The following is an 18667-nucleotide window of genomic DNA, read 5'->3' as shown; positions in this document are numbered from 1 at the left end:
GGTAACGAATACTATGGCAATTTTACAAATTGGTGCAGGCGGCGTTGGCTGGGTAGTGGCACATAAAGCAGCACAAAACAACGATGTTCTGGGTGATATCACTATTGCATCTCGTACTGTGGGTAAGTGTGAAAAAATTATTGAATCGATTCAGAAAAAAAACAATCTGAAAGATCCGTCCAAGAAGCTAGAAGCTCGCGCAGTCAATGCAGATGACGTAGAGTCACTGGTTGCTCTGATTAAAGAGGTTCAACCTGATTTAGTGATCAACGCTGGTCCTCCGTGGGTCAACATGTCTATTATGGAAGCGTGTTACCAAGCGAAAGTTTCTTATCTTGATACCTCTGTCGCGGTGGACCTATGTTCAGAAGGCCAACAAGTACCACAAGCGTACGACTGGCAGTGGGGCTACCGTGAGAAGTTCGCAGAAGCGGGCATCACAGGGATTCTTGGTGCGGGTTTCGATCCTGGTGTGGTTTCTGTGTTTGCCGCTTACGCTGTCAAGCATCTGTTTGATGAAATCGATACTATCGATGTCATGGACGTTAACGCAGGCGACCACGGCAAGAAGTTTGCGACCAACTTTGACCCAGAAACCAACATGCTAGAGATCCAAGGCGATTCCTTCTACTGGGAGAATGGCGAATGGAAGCAAGTACCTTGTCATTCACGTATGCTGGAGTTCGATTTCCCGAACTGTGGTACGCACAAAGTGTACTCAATGGCGCACGATGAAGTGCGTTCAATGCAAGAGTTTATTCCTGCTAAACGCATTGAATTTTGGATGGGCTTTGGCGATCGTTACCTAAACTACTTTAACGTTATGCGTGATATCGGTTTATTGAGCCCAGATCCACTGATGCTGCACGATGGCACTGTGGTACAACCTCTGCATGTGTTGAAAGCACTATTACCAGATCCTACATCACTAGCGCCAGGCTACACAGGCCTAACTTGTATCGGTACTTGGGTTCAAGGTAAGAAAGATGGTAAAGAGCGTAGCGTGTTTATCTACAACAACGCAGACCATGAAGTGGCATATGAAGATGTCGAGCATCAAGCGATTTCTTACACCACTGGTGTTCCTGCTATTACTGCTGCACTGCAATTCTTCCGTGGTAAGTGGGCGGATAAAGGCGTGTTCAACATGGAACAGCTAGACCCAGATCCATTCTTAGAAACGATGCCTAGCATTGGTCTAGATTGGCACGTTCAAGAGCTTGAGCCAGGACAAGGTCTACCAGTAATTCATGAGCTTAAAAAGTAACGACTGAATTATAGTTTTGTATCAAAAGGGGACAGCAGTGTTCCCTTTTTCGGTCATAGCGCTCGATTAGGTGTGCTATTAACCATGTTTGTTTTGTAACTTACTTCGTTCAAACAGGACAAAATAAACATAATCAATAGCAACGCCATCAGCCATGGCTTTTTATCATTAGATTCTGCTTGAGTGCATAAGATGACATTTCAGAAAGAAGAACTTAAAACCCCGTACTTCATGATCAACGAAGATAAGTTGATTGAGAACCTTGAGAAAGCGAAACAGTTGAAAGAGATTTCGGGCGTGAAGCTGGTGTTGGCGCTGAAGTGCTTCTCAACATGGGGTGTATTTGACATCATCAAGCCGTACTTAGATGGCACAACCAGCTCTGGCCCGTTTGAAGTGAAACTTGGTTATGAGACGTTTGGTGGTGAAACGCACGCTTATAGCGTTGGTTATAGCGAAGATGACGTGCGAGACGTCGCCGATATTTGTGACAAGATGATTTTTAACTCACAAACACAACTCGCCGCTTACCGCCATATCGTAGAAGGTAAAGCCTCTCTGGGGTTACGTTTAAATCCGGGTGTAAGCTACGCTGGTCAGGATTTGGCTAACCCCGCGCGTCAGTTCTCACGTTTAGGAGTTCAAGCCGATCATATTAACCCAGAAGTGTTTGATAGCATTGACGGCGTGATGTTCCACATGAACTGCGAGAACAAAGACGTGGATGCGTTTATCGGTTTGTTGGATGCTATCTCAGAGCAGTTTGGCGAGTATCTAGATAAATTAGATTGGGTTAGCATGGGTGGCGGTGTGTTCTTTACATGGCCCGGCTATGACATCGACAAGCTTGGTTTAGCCCTTAAAGGGTTTGCTGAAAAACACGGCGTGCAAATGTACCTAGAACCAGGTGAAGCGATCATCACCAAAACAACCGACTTGGTTGTGACAGTTGTGGATATTGTCGAAAACGTCAAGAAGACCGCCATTGTTGACTCGGCGACAGAAGCACATCGCTTAGATACGCTTATTTATAACGAGCCTGCATCGATTACAGAAGCTAATGAGAGTGGTGAACATGAGTATGTGATCGGGTCATGCTCTTGTTTGGCTGGCGATCAGTTCTGTGTGGCGAATTTCGATAAGCCACTAGAAATTGGTCAACGACTACATATCATGGACAGCGCGGGCTACACTATGGTCAAGTTAAACTGGTTTAACGGTTTACGTATGCCGTCAGTTTACTGCGAGCGAACCAGTGGAGAAATTCAAAAACTCAATGAGTTTGATTATGCAGATTTCAAACGCTCACTGTCGCAGTGGAGTGTTAAGTAGTTAAATGAAAAGAGAGCGATGTTCGCTCTCTTTTGCTATCAACTTTCAACCAGAACTCGGGTATCTTCGCTCAATGATTCGAGTTCGTTGGCCACATCGTTGATGTCGACTTGTTCTGGAATGCGGATCGCGAGGCTCGCTGTGAACAAGCTCGAGCTTACCCCCCCACCTCCAGCGATAAAGACGCGCTGACAGTCCATATCGAGAATATTGATCCCTTGTCCGTCAAGAACATGGGTAATTTCATTGACGATACCGGCTCTGTCGTTGGCATCCAGTCTTAACTGATAGATTGTGTCGGCATTGTGCGCGGCAGTATCTGAATCGGTAAACTGAACCGTCAAGTCAGGGTGAGCGCTGAATGCCTCTTTGACTATATCGATGTTGGATGCGGGCAATTCAATTTTGATCACTGCAGCGACTTGATCTTCAATGAAGTTGACCTTGCTGATAAGCCACTTACCGCCATTTTCATGAGTGATAGCAGCCAATTGTTTTATGGTCGCGGGCGTCGCACGTCCGACAAAGGTTGCGATAAATGTGTTGTTCATAATGGGGCCTCCTAGCGCTGAAGTAGATACTGCATACCAATCTTTTCAGCGGCGAAAACTGATTGGTGCCTAAATTCAGTGTAGAAGAGCGCGTACTGCGAGGTTTGATGTAAATCAACTTTTAAACCTAATACCTTATCAGCATAATCAATATTTTACCGTGAGCACAAAACGCTCGTATGTTAGCCCTGAGTTTCATCTTGAAATGTGCCTTGATAGATAGGGTTGGTTTTCGTTTGATGGTGTGCGTATGTTCAAAATATCGTTGCATTGACTGCATAGTGGCGTTTGTTTCAGTCATCGAACTCAAAATATTGATCTGATTGGCAAAGATTGGCATTGTCATAGCTGAGAGCAAACTAAAATGAAGCATAAAGGTGTGTTTGGAATAGCGAAACTCTATCACTGCAACTTTTTTGATGATCAAGTTCACAGTTATCTAACGATGTCAGCAGGAAAACCTGTTCAAAGCTGTCCTAATGTCAACATGTACTCAAGGTTTGCATCAAGCACACTAGTGATTAATTAGACCATCACAACGGTGGATTTCCCACAAAGGATATAACAATGTTAAAAATCGCAATGCTCAGTACTGGGGAAGAAGTTCTGCATGGTGATATTGTCGATACCAATGCGGCTTGGCTATCACAGCGTTTTTTTGAAAACGGTTATAGCGTGACCAAGCGCTCGACGGTTGGCGATGAACTGGTTGCCCTGACAGAAGAGTTGCTCATGCTCAGCTTTAACAGTGATATTGTTGTGGTGAATGGGGGGCTTGGTCCCACGACAGATGATTTAAGTGCGCAAGCCGCGGCCAGTGCCGCGGAACAAGAACTCACTTTATTTACGCAATGGTTAGAGCGTCTTGAACAGTTTTTTTCCGCTCGCGGAGTGCCGATGCCAGAGAGCAATCGCAAGCAAGCTATGCTGCCGCAAGGCGCTGTAATGCTCGATAATCCTATCGGTACCGCTTGTGGCTTTAAGGTGGTGTTCAATGACTGCCATTTCTACTTTACTCCAGGGGTACCGAGTGAGTTTAAACTGATGGTAGAGCAACAGGTTATCCCAGATATGAAAGCCTGCTTTCCGCAAGTTCTCGGGTTAGATTGCAGCAAACTTTATACCTTTGGAACATCCGAGTCAGCCTTGTCTGATAAGCTCGATAAAGTGCAGCTACCAGCCGGCTATACACTGGGTTATCGGTCGTACCTACCTTATATCGAGGTAAAACTTTTTGGCCCCAAAGACGACCTAGATACGCGTGTTAAGTTACTGCAAATCATCTTTAATCTTATTGAAGAGCATGTAGTGAGCGTTGATGAATCAATGAAAGACCACGTTGCCTATTTAATACAAGAGAAGAAAATGTCCATTTCTACGGCAGAGCAATCGACATTCGGTGGGCTATCCCAGTGGCTTCAATCACATTCAAGCGCGGCTGAATATTGCGGCCATGGTTGGGTGCTGGGGGAGCGAGTATCGGTAGGTGAACAGACGGACGATAAACTAGCATCGGCCTTTGCGTTGGCCGGAGCAACGAGAGATAAGTGTGCGACTGACATTGCGATGGTCACTGGTAAGGCTATCGATAACAGTTTTTCAGTGACATTAGCGGCGCCGGAAGGCGAGTGGGGGCAAGTGCTGGCGTTTAGTCGTCAATACAGCCGAGAAGAACAAGCGCTGGTGATTACCACGGTGGCGGCTGACATGCTGCGTCGTTATCTGAGTGGAAAGACGATGTTTGTTCGTTATAGCGCTCTGGCGCGCGAAAAAGAGATGTTTGTTCCTAGAAGTGCTATTGGCGCATAAATATGCAGTTAGAAGGATAGGCAGGTTTTGTCAAATTCGCGCAGTGTGCCATTCTGTAATAAGTAAATGAAACCACATCTTATTACGCATCGTTGAGCATATTTAATTTTTATTCTAATTTGATATAAAGCTTAACTGAATGATTTTCCATAGAAGACAATTTTGTCTTGGATTTGCTACGTGCATTCCTTGTAATAAGCGATAAAATAACGATTCGACTATCACTGAACAAGGAGGTTAGCATGTTAAATCAGTCCAAAATTTTGGTTTGGTATCAAGTGGCTAGCCAAAAAGTCATTTTGGGTGAAGCACTTGGGGGCCAACATCAAGATTTGATTTCAATGTGGCTGAAAGCACCTGAGGAACGCCTTACGACGGACTACTTGGGCTACCGCTTATCACTGTTCGATGATGGCGGGAGAGAGATCGCTGGCAAATCTGTATCTATGCTCACGGCAGATGAGTTCCTATCTGGACCAAACGTACAAGTATAAAAAAAGCCAGCATTGCTGCTGGCATTTTTCTGTTTGCATATTTATGCGCGTTTCTCTTTGAGCGTATAGGTGACATCCTCAACTGCAATGTCTGTTTTAGCTCGACAGATACACGGCAAAATTTCTTGTTCTTGAGTGTAAGCCATCGCAAAACCAACGTATTCAACGTCGCCAGAGACCAGTTTGCAACGACAAGCTCCACAATGTCCGTCACGGCAGTTGTACTCTGGCTCCAACCCCGCTTTTTCTAACGTTTCTAGAATGGTGTTAGAAGGGTGAGATTGGATCGTTGTGATCCCGTTAATTTTGATACTGGGCATTACAGTTCAAAGTCCTTGAAGTCATCGGCGCGGACATCGCTATCGATCTGACCGACAAGGTAAGAGGAAATTTCAGCCTCTTGCGGGGCGACTTGTACGTTATCTGAAGACAGCCAAGCATTGATCCATGGAATTGGGTTCGAGGTGGCTTCAGGGTACGCAGCATCTAGGCCGACAGCCTGCATACGGATGTTGGTAATGTATTCAACGTACTGACTAAGAATGTCCTTGTTCAAACCGATCATCGAACCGTCTTTAAACAGATATTCTGCCCACTCTTTTTCTTGCTCTGCAGCTGCCTTGAAGAGGTCAAAGCATTCTTGCTTACACTCCTCTGCAATTTGCATGAATGAGAAATCGTCTTGACCGTTACGTAGCAAGTTGATCATGTGCTGGGTGCCAGTTAAATGCAGCGCTTCGTCGCGAGCGATTAGCTTGATGATCTTTGCATTGCCTTCCATCAGTTCGCGTTCTGCAAAGGCGAATGAACAGGCGAAACTCACGTAGAAGCGAATTGCTTCAAGCGCATTTACCGACATTAAGCAGAGATAGAGCTTTTTCTTTAAATCATGAAGCGAAACATTCACTTGTTCGCCGTTGATTTGGTGTGTGCCTTCTCCGTAACGGTGATAGTCATTGGTCAGTTGAATGAGTTCATCGTAGTAGCGAGAAATGTCGTCTGCACGTTTAAGGATGTGCTCATTTTCAACGATATCGTCAAACACGACACCCGGATCATTGACAATATTACGAATGATGTGAGTGTAAGAACGCGAGTGAATCGTTTCTGAGAATGACCAAGTTTCAATCCAAGTTTCAACTTCTGGTAGAGAAACGAGTGGAAGTAGGGCAACGTTCGGGCTGCGGCCTTGGATAGAATCAAGCAGAGTTTGGTACTTCAAGTTTGAGATGAAGATATGCTTTTCATGATCAGGTAACTTGTTGTAGTCGATACGGTCACTTGATACGTCGACTTCTTCTGGACGCCAGAAGAAAGAGAGCTGCTTTTCGATCAGTTTTTCAAAGATTTCAAATTTTTGTTGGTCGTAGCGAGCAACGTTAACTGATTGACCCAAGAACATAGGCTCTTTGAGTTGGTCATTTTTGTTTCGGTTAAAAGTACTGTAAGCCATGGTGCCTCAATTCCTTTTAAGCCCCTCATTTTATGAGGGGCGAATAATTTGTTTAGTCTAGATAATCCCAAATACCGAGGAATTAAATCTTACAACCGCCGCCTGCACAATCATCATCTTGAGGTTGTACCGCGTCTTTTTGATCATCGCTCGCGCCGTCACGAGTGTTATGGTAGTACAGTGTTTTCACACCAAACTTGTACGCCGTTAATAAATCTTGGAGCAGTTTCTTCATCGGCACCTTGCCACTTTCGAAACGCGATGGGTCGTAGTTAGTATTGGCTGAAATCGCTTGGTCAACGAACTTCTGCATGATGCCAACCAAGTGTAAGTAACCATCATTGGAGCCAATGTTCCAAAGCAGCTCATAGTTGTTTTTGTACTCAGTAAACTCTGGCACCACTTGTTTCAAAATACCGTCTTTTGATGCTTTCACCGAAACGTAGCCACGTGGCGGTTCAATACCATTGGTCGCATTCGAAATTTGCGAAGACGTCTCTGAAGGCATTAGGGCTGTTAGCGTAGAGTTACGCAGACCGTGAGTCATGATCTCATCGCGTAGGCCGTCCCAGTCGTAGTGTAGTGGTTCGTCACAAACGAGGTCGATATCTTTCTTATAAGTATCAATCGGCAGTAGGCCTTTCGCGTAGTTTGTTTCGTGGAATGACGGACATTTACCTTGCTCTTTCGCGAGTGCCACAGACGCTTTCAGCAAGTAGTACTGCATTGCTTCAAACGTGCGGTGAGTCAGGCCGTTTGCACTGCCGTCTGAGTACTTCACACCATTCTTCGCTAAGTAGTATGCGTAGTTAATAACGCCCACACCTAGAGTGCGACGGTTCATCGTTGATTTGTACGCTGCTGGAAGAGGGTAGTCCTGGTAATCCAATAGAGCGTCAAGCGCGCGAACGACAAGGTCAGACAGCTCTTCAAAATCATCCAGAGATTTAATTGCCCCCAAGTTGAACGCAGATAGCGTACACAGGGCAATTTCGCCTGAATCATCTTCCACATTGGTCAGTGGTTTAGTCGGCAGAGCGATCTCCAAACACAGGTTTGACTGACGAACCGGTGCCACCTCTGAATCAAACGGGCTGTGAGTGTTACAGTGGTCGACGTTCTGAATGTAGATACGGCCGGTAGACGCACGCTCTTGCATCAAGATAGAGAACATCTCGATTGCTTTAACGGTCTCTTTCTTGATTGAAGGATCGTTTTCGTACTTCACATACAGACGTTCAAATTCGTCTTGGTTTTCGAAGAACGCATCGTACAAACCTGGTACATCTGAAGGTGAGAATAGCGTGATGTTGCCACCCTCAACCAGACGTTGATACATCAGGCGGTTTAGCTGAACACCGTAGTCCATATGACGAACACGGTTCTCTTCTACACCACGGTTGTTTTTAAGCACCATCAGTGCTTGCGATTCACCGTGCCATAGAGGGTAGAATACAGTTGCTGCACCACCACGCACGCCGCCTTGAGAACAGCATTTGACCGCAGTCTGGAAGTATTTGTAGAACGGGATACAACCCGTGTGGAAAGCTTCGCCACCGCGAATTTCCGAACCCAGAGCGCGGATACGACCCGCGTTGATACCGATGCCTGCACGTTGTGAAACGTAACGCACAATGGAGCTAGCTGTTGCGTTAATCGAATCTAAGCTATCGCCACACTCGATCAATACACAAGAGCTGAACTGACGAGTTGGTGTGCGTACACCCGACATAATTGGTGTAGGCAAAGAGATTTTGAACGTTGAAGTAGCATCGTAAAAACGCTTGATGTAATCAAGACGAGTCTCTTTCGGGTACTTGGCAAATAGACAAGCAGCGACAAGAATGTAGAGGAACTGAGCACTTTCATAAATCTCGCCGCTTACACGGTTTTGAACAAAGTACTTACCTTCAAGCTGTTTAACGGCCGCATAGGAGAAATTAAGGTCACGGCGGTGATCAATGTACGCATCCAGTTCGTCGAGTTCAGCTTTAGTGTAGTCTTCCAGAATATGCTTGTCGTATTTGCCCTTATCAACCAAGCGCGATACGTGATCGAACAGTGCTGGCGGCTCGTATTGGCCGTACGCTTTTTTACGTAAGTGGAAGACGGCTAAGCGAGCGGCGAGATATTGGTAATCTGGCGACTCTTCCGAAATTAAATCCGCTGCTGACTTGATGATGGTCTCGTGAATATCCGTCGTGGTAATGCCATCGTAGAACTGAATGTGAGCGCGCAGTTCTACTTGAGAGACAGAGACGTTTTCTAGGCCTTCGGCAGCCCAGGTAATCACGCGATGGATCTTATCAAGATCAATACTTTCTTTGCGTCCGTTACGCTTAGTAACGGTAAGTTGTTGGTTCATTCTGCTTCATTTCCCTAACAAAACTGATTAAAGCCGATTTTTTGTGTAATTCTTGTAAAATTCGTTCCGGCTTTGTGATCAAAGTCTATCTATATATTGTAGTACAAACACAATATATAGGGGTGCACTGAGGTGCGGATTACAAGATAGTGCTATCCAAGGTGGTTTTCAAGTTACAGATCTTGGAAGACTTGTGGATAACTTACAAAAATGAAAATTTCAGTAAGTGGCTACTAACCGATGAGATTAGAGCTGATAAGATTACGTAAAATTACCGTTTTAGGATCGGTTTAGAACTAACCACAAACAAAAAAAAATCCCTTGATCTTTAGACAAAATTGGGTGCGAAATTTGGGGTGATTATTTTGGAATCAAACCGACAAAAATTGACTGAAATGTCACTAAAAAAGGCGGTGAGCTTGTGCTACCGCCTTTGCATAAATCAGACTCACTTTTGAGTTATGGGTGACTAGAATTTCACCGTATGGACGATGTAATTGACGTCGACATTTTGGCCTAATTTATAGGTGTCAGTAAGCGGATTGTAGTGTAGACCAGTGATTCCGGTTTCAGTTAAATCGGTTTGGTCGATCATCTTAATAAGTTCTGCGGGTCTGATGAACTTGTCGTGATCGTGTGTGCCCTCTGGTACGATTTTTAGCAGTTTCTCTGCACCGACAATGGCAAACAAATACGATTTAATGTTGCGGTTTAAGGTAGAGAAAAATACGTGCCCGCCTGGTTTAACCAGTGTGGCGCAAGAGCGGATAACTGAGAGTGGGTCAGGGACATGCTCAAGCATTTCCATACACGTGACTACATCATATTCACCTGCGTTGTTCAGTGCGTGCTCTTCAATGGTACTTTGGATATAAGTCAGCTCGGTTCCGGTTTCTAATGCATGCAGGCGAGCGACTTCAAGCGGCTCTTTACCCATATCTAGACCGGTGACTACTGCGCCTTGTTTTGCCATGCTTTCAGCAAGGATGCCACCGCCACAACCGACGTCGAGAACTTTCTTACCAAACAGACCATCACAGTTGTCCAGCACATAGTTTAAGCGTAGTGGGTTGATCTGATGCAACGGCTTGAACTCGCCTTCCAAATCCCACCAGCGAGAAGCCATATCTTCAAACTTCTTGATTTCTTTCGGGTCGACGTTTTGTGATTGGGTCATAACAACTCTTACTATTAAACCAGCTTCCTTGGGGCAGACATTATACTCGCTAATGTCTAACACTCCATAGACCCGGTCACTTTTATCCCTTAGTGAGCAAAATATAGCCAGTTATCAGCATCATAAGGGGAAAGTGTGCAAATTGTCGGCGTTTGATTCGCAACCAAGCTCACAACCTTGTAAAAGGGGAGGGAAAGTGATGCCGAACGACTGAAATCTATGTTATATTTTTGCACCTTAAGCGTATTGTACATACGATCTATAAATAGAGGGATAATGGCTCTATGAGCGATCTAGCGAAAGAGATCACGCCCGTAAACATTGAAGATGAGCTGCGAGGTTCGTACTTAGACTATGCGATGTCAGTTATCGTGGGTCGAGCTCTTCCAGATGTGCGTGATGGCCTAAAGCCAGTGCATCGCCGCGTATTATTCGCGATGAATGTACTCGGTAATGATTGGAACAAACCATATAAAAAATCTGCCCGTGTTGTTGGCGACGTAATCGGTAAGTATCACCCTCACGGTGATAGCGCAGTGTACGACACTATCGTACGTATGGCTCAGCCGTTTTCACTTCGTTACATGCTGGTCGACGGTCAAGGTAACTTCGGTTCGATCGATGGTGACTCAGCGGCGGCAATGCGTTATACCGAAGTTCGCATGGCGAAAATCGCCCACGAACTTTTGGCTGACCTAGACAAAGAAACGGTTGATTACGTACCTAACTATGACGGTACAGAACAAATCCCAGCCGTTCTTCCAACCAAAATTCCTAACCTATTGGTTAACGGTGCTTCTGGTATCGCAGTAGGTATGGCAACCAACATTCCACCGCACAATTTGACGGAAGTGATCGATGGTTGCTTGGCATACATCAATAATGAAGAGATCACTATTGATGAGCTGATGGACTACATTCCTGGTCCAGACTTCCCGACTGCCGCGCTGATTAGTGGCCGCAAAGGCATCGTAGATGCTTACAAGACTGGCCGCGGTAAGATTTACATGCGCTCGAAAGCGGATATCGAAACCGACAAAAATGGTCGAGAGACAATTGTCGTTACTGAGATCCCTTATCAAGTCAACAAAGCTCGCTTGATCGAGAAGATCGCTGAGCTGGTTAAAGACAAGAAAGTCGAAGGCATCAGCGCTCTACGTGACGAGTCTGACAAAGACGGCATGCGTATTGTTATTGAATGTAAGCGTGATGCGGTAGGCGAGGTGGTGCTGAACAACCTTTACGCCAATACCCAACTGCAGACAACTTTCGGTATCAACATGGTTGCGCTGAACAATGGTCAGCCGCAGCTATTTAACCTAAAAGATATGCTTAAGTGCTTCGTTGACCACCGCCGTGAAGTGGTGACACGTCGTACTATTTTTGAACTGCGTAAAGCACGTGAACGCGCGCATATCCTAGAAGGTTTGGCCCTGGCTCTGGCGAATATCGATGAAATCATCGAACTTATTCGCAGAGCACCAACGCCAGCAGAAGCGAAAGCAGGTCTTATCGCACGTGGCTGGGATCTAGGCAATGTAGCTGCGATGCTTGAACGCGCTGGTACCGATGCGGCTCGCCCAGAGTGGTTAGAAGAGCAATACGGTATTCGCGATGGTCAGTACTACCTGACTGAGCAACAAGCACAAGCGATTCTAGATCTACGTCTACATAAGTTGACCGGTCTAGAACATGAAAAAATCCTAGACGAGTACAAAGCGCTACTCGATCAAATTGCTGAATTGATGCATATCCTGGCAAGCACTGAACGCTTGATGGAAGTGATCACTGAAGAGTTAGAGCTTGTTCGCGAAAGCTTCGGCGATGCTCGACGGACAGAAATTACTGCCGCTAGTCACGATATCGACATGGAAGAGCTGATCGCTCGTGAAGATGTCGTTGTTACCTTGTCTCATGAAGGTTACGTTAAGTATCAAGTACTAAGCGACTACGAAGCTCAGCGTCGTGGTGGTAAAGGTAAGAGTGCGACTAGAATGAAAGACGAAGACTACATTGAGCGTCTTTTAGTGGCGAATACCCACGACAACATTCTGTGTTTCTCTACTCGTGGCAAGACTTACCGTCTGAAAGTGTACCAACTGCCACTCGCAAGTCGCACAGCGCGTGGTAAGCCAATCGTCAACATTCTTCCACTGGAAGACGGTGAACGCATTACAGCAATACTGCGTGTTGACGAGTTCTCTGAAGATAAGTTTATCTTTATGGCAACGGGTGACGGTACAGTTAAGAAAACACCGCTAACTCAATTTGCTAACGTGCGCTCAAATGGTCTGATCGCGGTTAACCTACGTGATGATGATTCATTGATTGGTGTCGACATCACTAATGGCGATAGCGATATCATGTTGTTCTCTCAGGCAGGTAAAGTCGTACGCTTTAGTGAAGATAAAGTACGTGCCATGGGCCGTACCGCTTCAGGTGTACGCGGTATGAGACTTGCTGAAAACGACCAAGTCGTATCGCTGATTGTTCCTGCGAATGAAGGCGATATCCTGACTGTGACTCAAAACGGTTACGGCAAGCGTACCGAACTTGCGGAGTACCCAACCAAGGGTCGTGCAACTCAGGGCGTGGTATCGATTAAAGTCTCCGAGCGTAATGGCCCAGTCGTTGGCGCAGTGCAGGTCGAGGAAGGCGATGAGATGATGATGATCACCGACGCTGGTACTCTGGTTCGTACTCGCGTTGCAGAGGTTAGCCAAGTTGGCCGTAATACTCAAGGTGTGACACTGATCCGTACCGCAGAAGACGAGAACGTGGTTGGTCTGCAACGTATCGACGAAATTGAAGAAGCGGAGATCCTTGAAGGAGAAGAAGAGGACGCGCAAGCGACTGCAGACGCTTCAACTGAAACAGGTCAAGAGACAGACGACTCGACCGAGTAATCCAGATATTCCTCTTTTCGACATTAAAATGCCAGGTTTAACCTGGCATTTTTTTTAGGTTTTGTCGCACTTACATCGTATCTCACTGTCTTTCCTTTACTAATTTAAGCAGTATTGAAAATAAGAAATCGATTCATTGACGGCGTCTTGTTCGGTATTTGAATTGTTCCGGTGACTTGCAGCGGCTACTATTAAAACGGTGACAATGAAAGAGGAGGAGTGGGTGTCAACTGAACGAGTGAACCAACTAGTCCGATTGGGGCTCATTGCTTTCTTTTCTGTATCGGTGTTCTTGATCTCATACACTTTGATCACTGAGCATGTGATGTTTCGCTGGTTGTATCTACTCTTTCCCATCTCACTTTTTACTTGTTTGTTCAGTGCTCATCGACCTACGAGAACCTATGCCACTGCTGTGTCATTACTGGTGCTGTTTGTGGGAGGTTGGATAGAGCCACTCGAGTTAGATGCAATAGAAGAAAGCTTTATTCTGCTGCCTCTGGTGTATGTCTATCTCTTCCCTGGCGCTCTTTGGCCAATTGTGGTTGCTTTAGTCTTAGTCGGTAGCTACTGGATTAACATACCAGCAGAAGATTTCGATGAGTTCATTGAAGATTCGGTGGAGCTGATTTTTATTGCTTGCTTCGCTACCGTCATGACTTACTATCAACAAAAATCATTGCGCCAATCTTTACGTTATAAAAAAGCGAGTTTAACCGATTACCTCACTCAATTGCCTAATCGCAAATCCTTCTTCCAAGCATCGAATGAGCTCACTTCCAATCAACAACAGGATTATGCTGTATTACAGTTAGGGCTAGATAACCTCAAAGGGGTGAATGACAGCCTTGGCTATGGTTATGGCGATGCATTGCTTACACAGTTCTCCTCTCGAGTAGTTAAAGTGGTTGATGATAGAGGAGATGTATATCGTTTAGGCGGGGACGAACTGGTAGTGATCGTGCCATGTAGTCGCGCCGACAAGTCAGTCGTTGAGCAAATTGTCGAACAACTTACCCAGCATTATGATTCGGTTTGTCATGTGTTTAACACCTCACATAGGTTACGATTCAGCATAGGTGTTGCCTTACTCAGTGATGCGCAAAATAATGTTAACGTCTGGGGGAAAAATGCCGATGCAGCCGTTGCAAGAGCGAAAAAAAGCCCACACCAAATCGTTCGTTGGTACGATGATGAGTTGATGGATGAGACTATTCGTGATCACCAAATAGAAGTGGAGCTAAATGGAGCGATCGACAATCAGCAGCTATTTTTAGTTTATCAACCCAAGGTCGATTTAACCGATAACTCTGTTGTTGGGGCTGAAGCGTTGTTGCGTTGGAATCACCCAGATTTAGGCATTGTGCCACCCCTTGATTTCATTTCTATCGCAGAAAGAACCGCACAAATCATCCCTATAGGTCGTTGGGTACTTGAGCAAGCGATTCTACAAGCGAGAGAGTGGCAGAATCTTGGGTGTCCGATATGTGTCTCAGTGAATGTTTCTAGTGTCCAGTTTGCTCATGACGATATTTATCCTTACATCGAAGCGCTTTTAACGCGTCATCGGTTAGCCCCTGAACTGCTACAGATCGAAATTACTGAAACCGCGATGATGGATAAACATACTCATGTCGCTCAAACCTGTCACCAACTGCAACAGCTGGGTGTGAGTATTGCGATAGACGATTTTGGTATCGCGTACTCTTCATTGAGTTATCTTAAACAATTACCGCTCGATGTCATTAAGATCGATAAGTCTTTCATTGATGAGTGTGTAGAACAGACAACGGATCACATGATTGTTCGAACTATCATTCAAATCGGTAACAACCTCAACAAGGTCGTGATTGCGGAAGGGGTGGAAAACGAACAGCAGCGTCAACTTCTTCAGAAAGAACAATGCCATTTGATGCAAGGGTACTTGTTCTCAAAACCACTCACTTGTACTGAATTTTCATTGTTGTTAACACGTTAGAACAGCGCAAAAAAAAGGCCGCGATTGCGACCAGTAACAGGAAGTAATGGATATCGTGAAGGCGAGAGGTATAGCCTTTACGCGTGTTATTTTAGTTTAGCTCATTTGCTTGGTTTTGCGATATTTATGCACATTTCCCTTTATTTAGGGATAATTAGTCGAGCTATGAGTTATTGTTTAATGGTCGTATACTTTTTCCAAATGATAATTTTTGGTTATTAATTCCAATGGTATTGATGTTTTTGCGCATCAAACTCTGTATTGATGGATGTATTTGATTTATTCGACTGCGGGTGAGCTTTTCGATTGATCGGTAACAATGAAAGTGCTGATTAGCCACTAAAGTATGCGATACGGGTCACATCCGCTCTGCCTATTATCACTAAATCAGCGTAAAATCACCGCTTCAAAATCCTGTCTCCGGAACTCATAATGGACAATAAACTCGGATTAAGCTCTCTCACTGCCATCGTGATTGGCTCAATGATAGGCGCAGGCGTGTTTAGCTTGCCTCAGAATATGGCGTCGGTTGCCAGCCCTGCTGCCGTCATGATCGGTTGGACGATTACTGGCGTGGGCATGATCTTCTTAGCGTTATCTTTTCAAAAGCTCGCTTTTCACCGTCCTCATATCGATAGTGGCGTATTTGGCTACGCGAAAGAGGGATTTGGTGACTTTGTTGGCTTCTGCTCCGCTTGGGGTTACTGGCTAAGTGCGATGTTAGCCAACGTTTCATACCTCGTGATTGTGTTCAGCACCTTGGGAATGCTGTTTGATACTCCTGACCAAGTTATCTTTGGTCAAGGTAATACACTGATTTCGATAATCGGCGCATCCTGTTTACTTTGGTTAGTCCACGCGTTAGTGCTGCGTGGTGTACAAACGGCGGCACTAATTAACATGGTGACGACCTATGCCAAGTTAGTCCCCCTGATCATCTTTATTCTCTGCGCGATGTTTGCGTTTAGTTGGCAAACTTTCACCGTTGACTTCACCGGTTTACATCTTGGCGAGCAGAATGATCTCTTATCGCAAGTGAAAAGCACCATGTTGGTTACTGTGTGGGTGTTTATCGGGATTGAAGGTGCGGTGGTGGTTTCAAGCCGTGCGCGAAACCGAAAAGATATTGGTCGAGCCACGATTCTAGGCTTGCTTACTGCTTTAGCGATCTACGTGTTTGTCACTCTACTTTCGATGGGGGTGGTAAAACCAGTGGAGCTCGCGACTTATCAAAACCCTTCAATGGCAAAAGTGTTAACGGAAATTCTCGGGCCTTGGGGTCAATACATTATCAGTGTCGGTTTACTGATCTCTGTGTGTGATGCTTTTCTTAGTTGGACTGTATTGGCATCAGAAGCCCCATATTTGTGCGCCAAAGAGAAGATGTTTCCACAAAAGTACGCCGAGTTAAACCAAGCGGGTAGCCCAGTAAAGCCGCTGACGTTGACTAATATATGGATTCAAATTTCGCTGATTTTTGTGATGTTCGCGGGCAGTACTTATGACACCCTGCTTATCATCGCGTCAGAAATGATTTTGGTCCCTTATTTCTTTGTTGGTGCGTTTGTACTAAAGATTGCGATCACCGAGAAACACCGAGGGAGCCTACTGTTGGTCGGTTTAGGCGCGAGTGTTTATGGGATTTGGTTATTGTATGCCTCAGGTTTAAACTACTTACTGCTATCAGCATTATTGTATCTACCGGGGCTCTATTTTTACGTTCAAGCAAAACGCGAGCAAGGTATCCTCCCATTTAAAGGTCGCGAACGTTTGGGAGCGGGCGTGCTAGGTATTACTGCAATGTTAGCTGCCACCATGATTTGGAATGGTAGTTTGAGCTTGGCGTTTTAGTGACTGTCTCTGCTACAACAGGCTAGCTTTTAAACTGCTTGGGCAAAACTTTGCTTAAAGAGGGTAATAAGCTGCTTGGTTGGAGTGGGGCTGATTATTTAAGTTGTTGAAATATAATGCCTTTAAGTTGGTATTAAGATTGCTTTCATTGCCCATCGATAGTTTCTATCTCTGGTCAAAGACATAAGGAAGCCTTAATGCCAACGCTCAACTTTAATATCCAAATCGAAGGATTAGAACCAGACACTCTTCGAGTGGTTTTACCCATTCTTCACCGCAGCAACCTGCTCAATTAAAGACTTCTATCTCGCTGTCGATATAACTCATTGTATGTTAGATTGATTTGGTCGACATTTCGCTGTCGAAGCCACAGACTATACTTTATGAATATGCGGCAGCCATGTGTTATGAGGAGTACGACCATGAGCGACTTTGAACAAAAACGGAAATACTATCGACTGAAATATCCCAAACGGGCGCGTCCGTATGTGAGGTTTGGTGATGAGATGTTTCAAGTGACTGAAGTATCCGAAGGCGGGATAAGAATGGTCTTGAACAATTTTACCTCTATGTATAAAGGCCTCACTATTAAAGGCGTGCTCAACCTTCATGGTGATAATCCGGTCGCGATTGAAGGAGCGGTGCTGCGCTTCGACAACGATGAAGTGATCATCCAACTGCGCAAAGGGCCGACGTTCAAGATTATGGTTGATGAGCAGCGTCACATCAGACAGAAATACCCTTCTTTTTTTGCTCGCCTGCGTGGTAGTGCGGCTTAAGCTTACATTAAGCCGGAGTTAGTATCAGCCGAAGCCTTTCATTCCTAATGGAACCTACAAAACCGGAAAATCCAGCACCGTTGTTTACTCTTTTTCTTTATCAGCAATAGGTTAAGCTGGCACTATCGATAGGCAGTATAGGAATTCGATATGTCAGAGCTAGAGAAAATGATGGCCGGTGATGCTTTTGATGGCGCCTCAGCGGAAGTCGATCAGATCAGAAACCAAGCGGCGAAAACGCTTCAACAATTCAACCAATGCCTTGATAGCACACAAAAGCCAGCATTAATGGATGCGCTATTTGCGAGCGTAGGCGATTCTATGATTCAAGCCCCATTCCATTGTGAGTTCGGAAAAACCATTTCAATCGGCGACAATACCTTCATCAATATGAATGTGGTGATGTTAGATGGTGCGAGCATTACTATCGGCAACCACGTTCTTGTCGGTCCGAGTACGCAGTTTTACACGGCAAGCCATCCGCTCGACTATCGACGTCGGCGTCAGTGGGAGACTATCTGTAAACCAATCGTGGTTGAAGACGATGTTTGGATAGGCGGTAACAGTGTGATTAACCAAGGGGTGACGATCGGTGCGCGCTCTGTCATTGCGGCAAACTCTGTGGTTAATTGTGACGTTCCGCCCGATTGCGTGTATGGTGGCACTCCGGCCAAGTTGATCAAACGACTCGATACTTGATTGTGA

Annotated in this window: 14 protein-coding genes; 9 read left to right on the top strand and 5 right to left on the bottom strand. The window is 45.4% G+C overall.

Going from position 1 to position 18667, the window contains the following annotated elements:
- The first annotated feature begins 13 nt into the window (after positions 1-13).
- A complete protein-coding gene (locus tag FCU94_RS07530; RefSeq protein ID WP_176287921.1) occupies positions 14-1267 on the top strand; it encodes a carboxynorspermidine synthase in 1254 nt (417 codons plus the stop codon).
- 192 nt (positions 1268-1459) lie between these two features.
- Positions 1460-2599: a carboxynorspermidine decarboxylase gene (gene nspC / locus FCU94_RS07525; RefSeq protein ID WP_176287920.1), complete on the top strand. Its 1140-nt coding sequence runs from the start codon at positions 1460-1462 to the stop codon at positions 2597-2599.
- Positions 2600-2637: 38 nt separating this feature from the next.
- Here nspC and FCU94_RS07520 read toward each other — a convergent pair whose 3' ends face one another.
- Positions 2638-3150 carry a glycine cleavage system protein R gene (locus FCU94_RS07520; RefSeq protein ID WP_176287919.1) on the bottom strand — a complete coding sequence of 171 codons (513 nt, stop codon included), beginning with the start codon at positions 3148-3150 and terminating at the stop codon, positions 2638-2640.
- Positions 3151-3717: 567 nt separating this feature from the next.
- Here FCU94_RS07520 and FCU94_RS07515 point away from each other — a divergent pair.
- Both FCU94_RS07515 and FCU94_RS07510 read left to right on the top strand, forming a co-directional pair.
- Entirely contained in the window at positions 3718-4959 is a 1242-nt protein-coding gene (locus tag FCU94_RS07515) for a CinA family nicotinamide mononucleotide deamidase-related protein (RefSeq protein WP_176287918.1), read from the top strand.
- Positions 4960-5201: 242 nt separating this feature from the next.
- A complete protein-coding gene (locus FCU94_RS07510; protein ID WP_176287917.1) occupies positions 5202-5453 on the top strand; it encodes a 30S ribosomal protein S6 modification protein in 252 nt (83 codons plus the stop codon).
- Positions 5454-5494: 41 nt separating this feature from the next.
- On the opposite strand, the gene yfaE is transcribed toward FCU94_RS07510, so the two are convergent.
- From yfaE to ubiG, 4 genes are all read right to left on the bottom strand, one after another.
- A complete protein-coding gene (gene yfaE / locus FCU94_RS07505) occupies positions 5495-5773 on the bottom strand; it encodes a class I ribonucleotide reductase maintenance protein YfaE (protein ID WP_176287916.1) in 279 nt (92 codons plus the stop codon).
- Positions 5773-6906, bottom strand: a complete 1134-nt coding sequence (gene nrdB, locus FCU94_RS07500; RefSeq protein WP_176287915.1) for a class Ia ribonucleoside-diphosphate reductase subunit beta — start codon at positions 6904-6906, stop codon at positions 5773-5775. Before nrdB ends, yfaE begins: the two co-directional genes overlap by 1 nt.
- A gap of 82 nt (positions 6907-6988) precedes the next feature.
- Complete coding sequence (gene nrdA / locus FCU94_RS07495; protein ID WP_176287914.1) at positions 6989-9271, bottom strand: class 1a ribonucleoside-diphosphate reductase subunit alpha; 2283 nt, start codon at positions 9269-9271, stop codon at positions 6989-6991.
- 469 nt (positions 9272-9740) lie between these two features.
- Complete coding sequence (gene ubiG / locus FCU94_RS07490; protein WP_176287913.1) at positions 9741-10448, bottom strand: bifunctional 2-polyprenyl-6-hydroxyphenol methylase/3-demethylubiquinol 3-O-methyltransferase UbiG; 708 nt, start codon at positions 10446-10448, stop codon at positions 9741-9743.
- Positions 10449-10732: 284 nt separating this feature from the next.
- Here ubiG and gyrA point away from each other — a divergent pair, with 284 nt between their 5' ends.
- The 5 genes from gyrA (at position 10733) to FCU94_RS07465 (ending at position 18661) form a co-directional block, all read left to right on the top strand.
- Positions 10733-13354, top strand: a complete 2622-nt coding sequence (gyrA, locus tag FCU94_RS07485) for a DNA topoisomerase (ATP-hydrolyzing) subunit A (RefSeq protein ID WP_176287912.1) — start codon at positions 10733-10735, stop codon at positions 13352-13354.
- Between the two features lie 223 nt (positions 13355-13577).
- On the top strand, positions 13578-15332 hold the full coding sequence (locus FCU94_RS07480; RefSeq protein WP_369597235.1) for a putative bifunctional diguanylate cyclase/phosphodiesterase: 1755 nt from the start codon (positions 13578-13580) through the stop codon (positions 15330-15332).
- Between the two features lie 432 nt (positions 15333-15764).
- Positions 15765-17183 (top strand): basic amino acid/polyamine antiporter, encoded by a 1419-nt coding sequence (locus tag FCU94_RS07475; RefSeq protein ID WP_176287910.1) that lies wholly within the window; start codon positions 15765-15767, stop codon positions 17181-17183.
- 422 nt (positions 17184-17605) lie between these two features.
- On the top strand, positions 17606-17962 hold the full coding sequence (locus FCU94_RS07470; protein WP_176287909.1) for a PilZ domain-containing protein: 357 nt from the start codon (positions 17606-17608) through the stop codon (positions 17960-17962).
- A 150-nt stretch (positions 17963-18112) separates the two neighbouring features.
- Positions 18113-18661 carry a sugar O-acetyltransferase gene (locus tag FCU94_RS07465; protein ID WP_176287908.1) on the top strand — a complete coding sequence of 183 codons (549 nt, stop codon included), beginning with the start codon at positions 18113-18115 and terminating at the stop codon, positions 18659-18661.
- Positions 18662-18667 lie beyond the last annotated feature (6 nt).

The sequence above is a fragment of the Vibrio sp. JPW-9-11-11 genome, assembly GCF_013369335.1.
GTDB lineage: Bacteria > Pseudomonadota > Gammaproteobacteria > Enterobacterales > Vibrionaceae > Vibrio.
The sequence above is the reverse complement of the archived record's forward strand: the minus strand, read 5'-3'. Positions and strand labels throughout refer to the sequence as shown.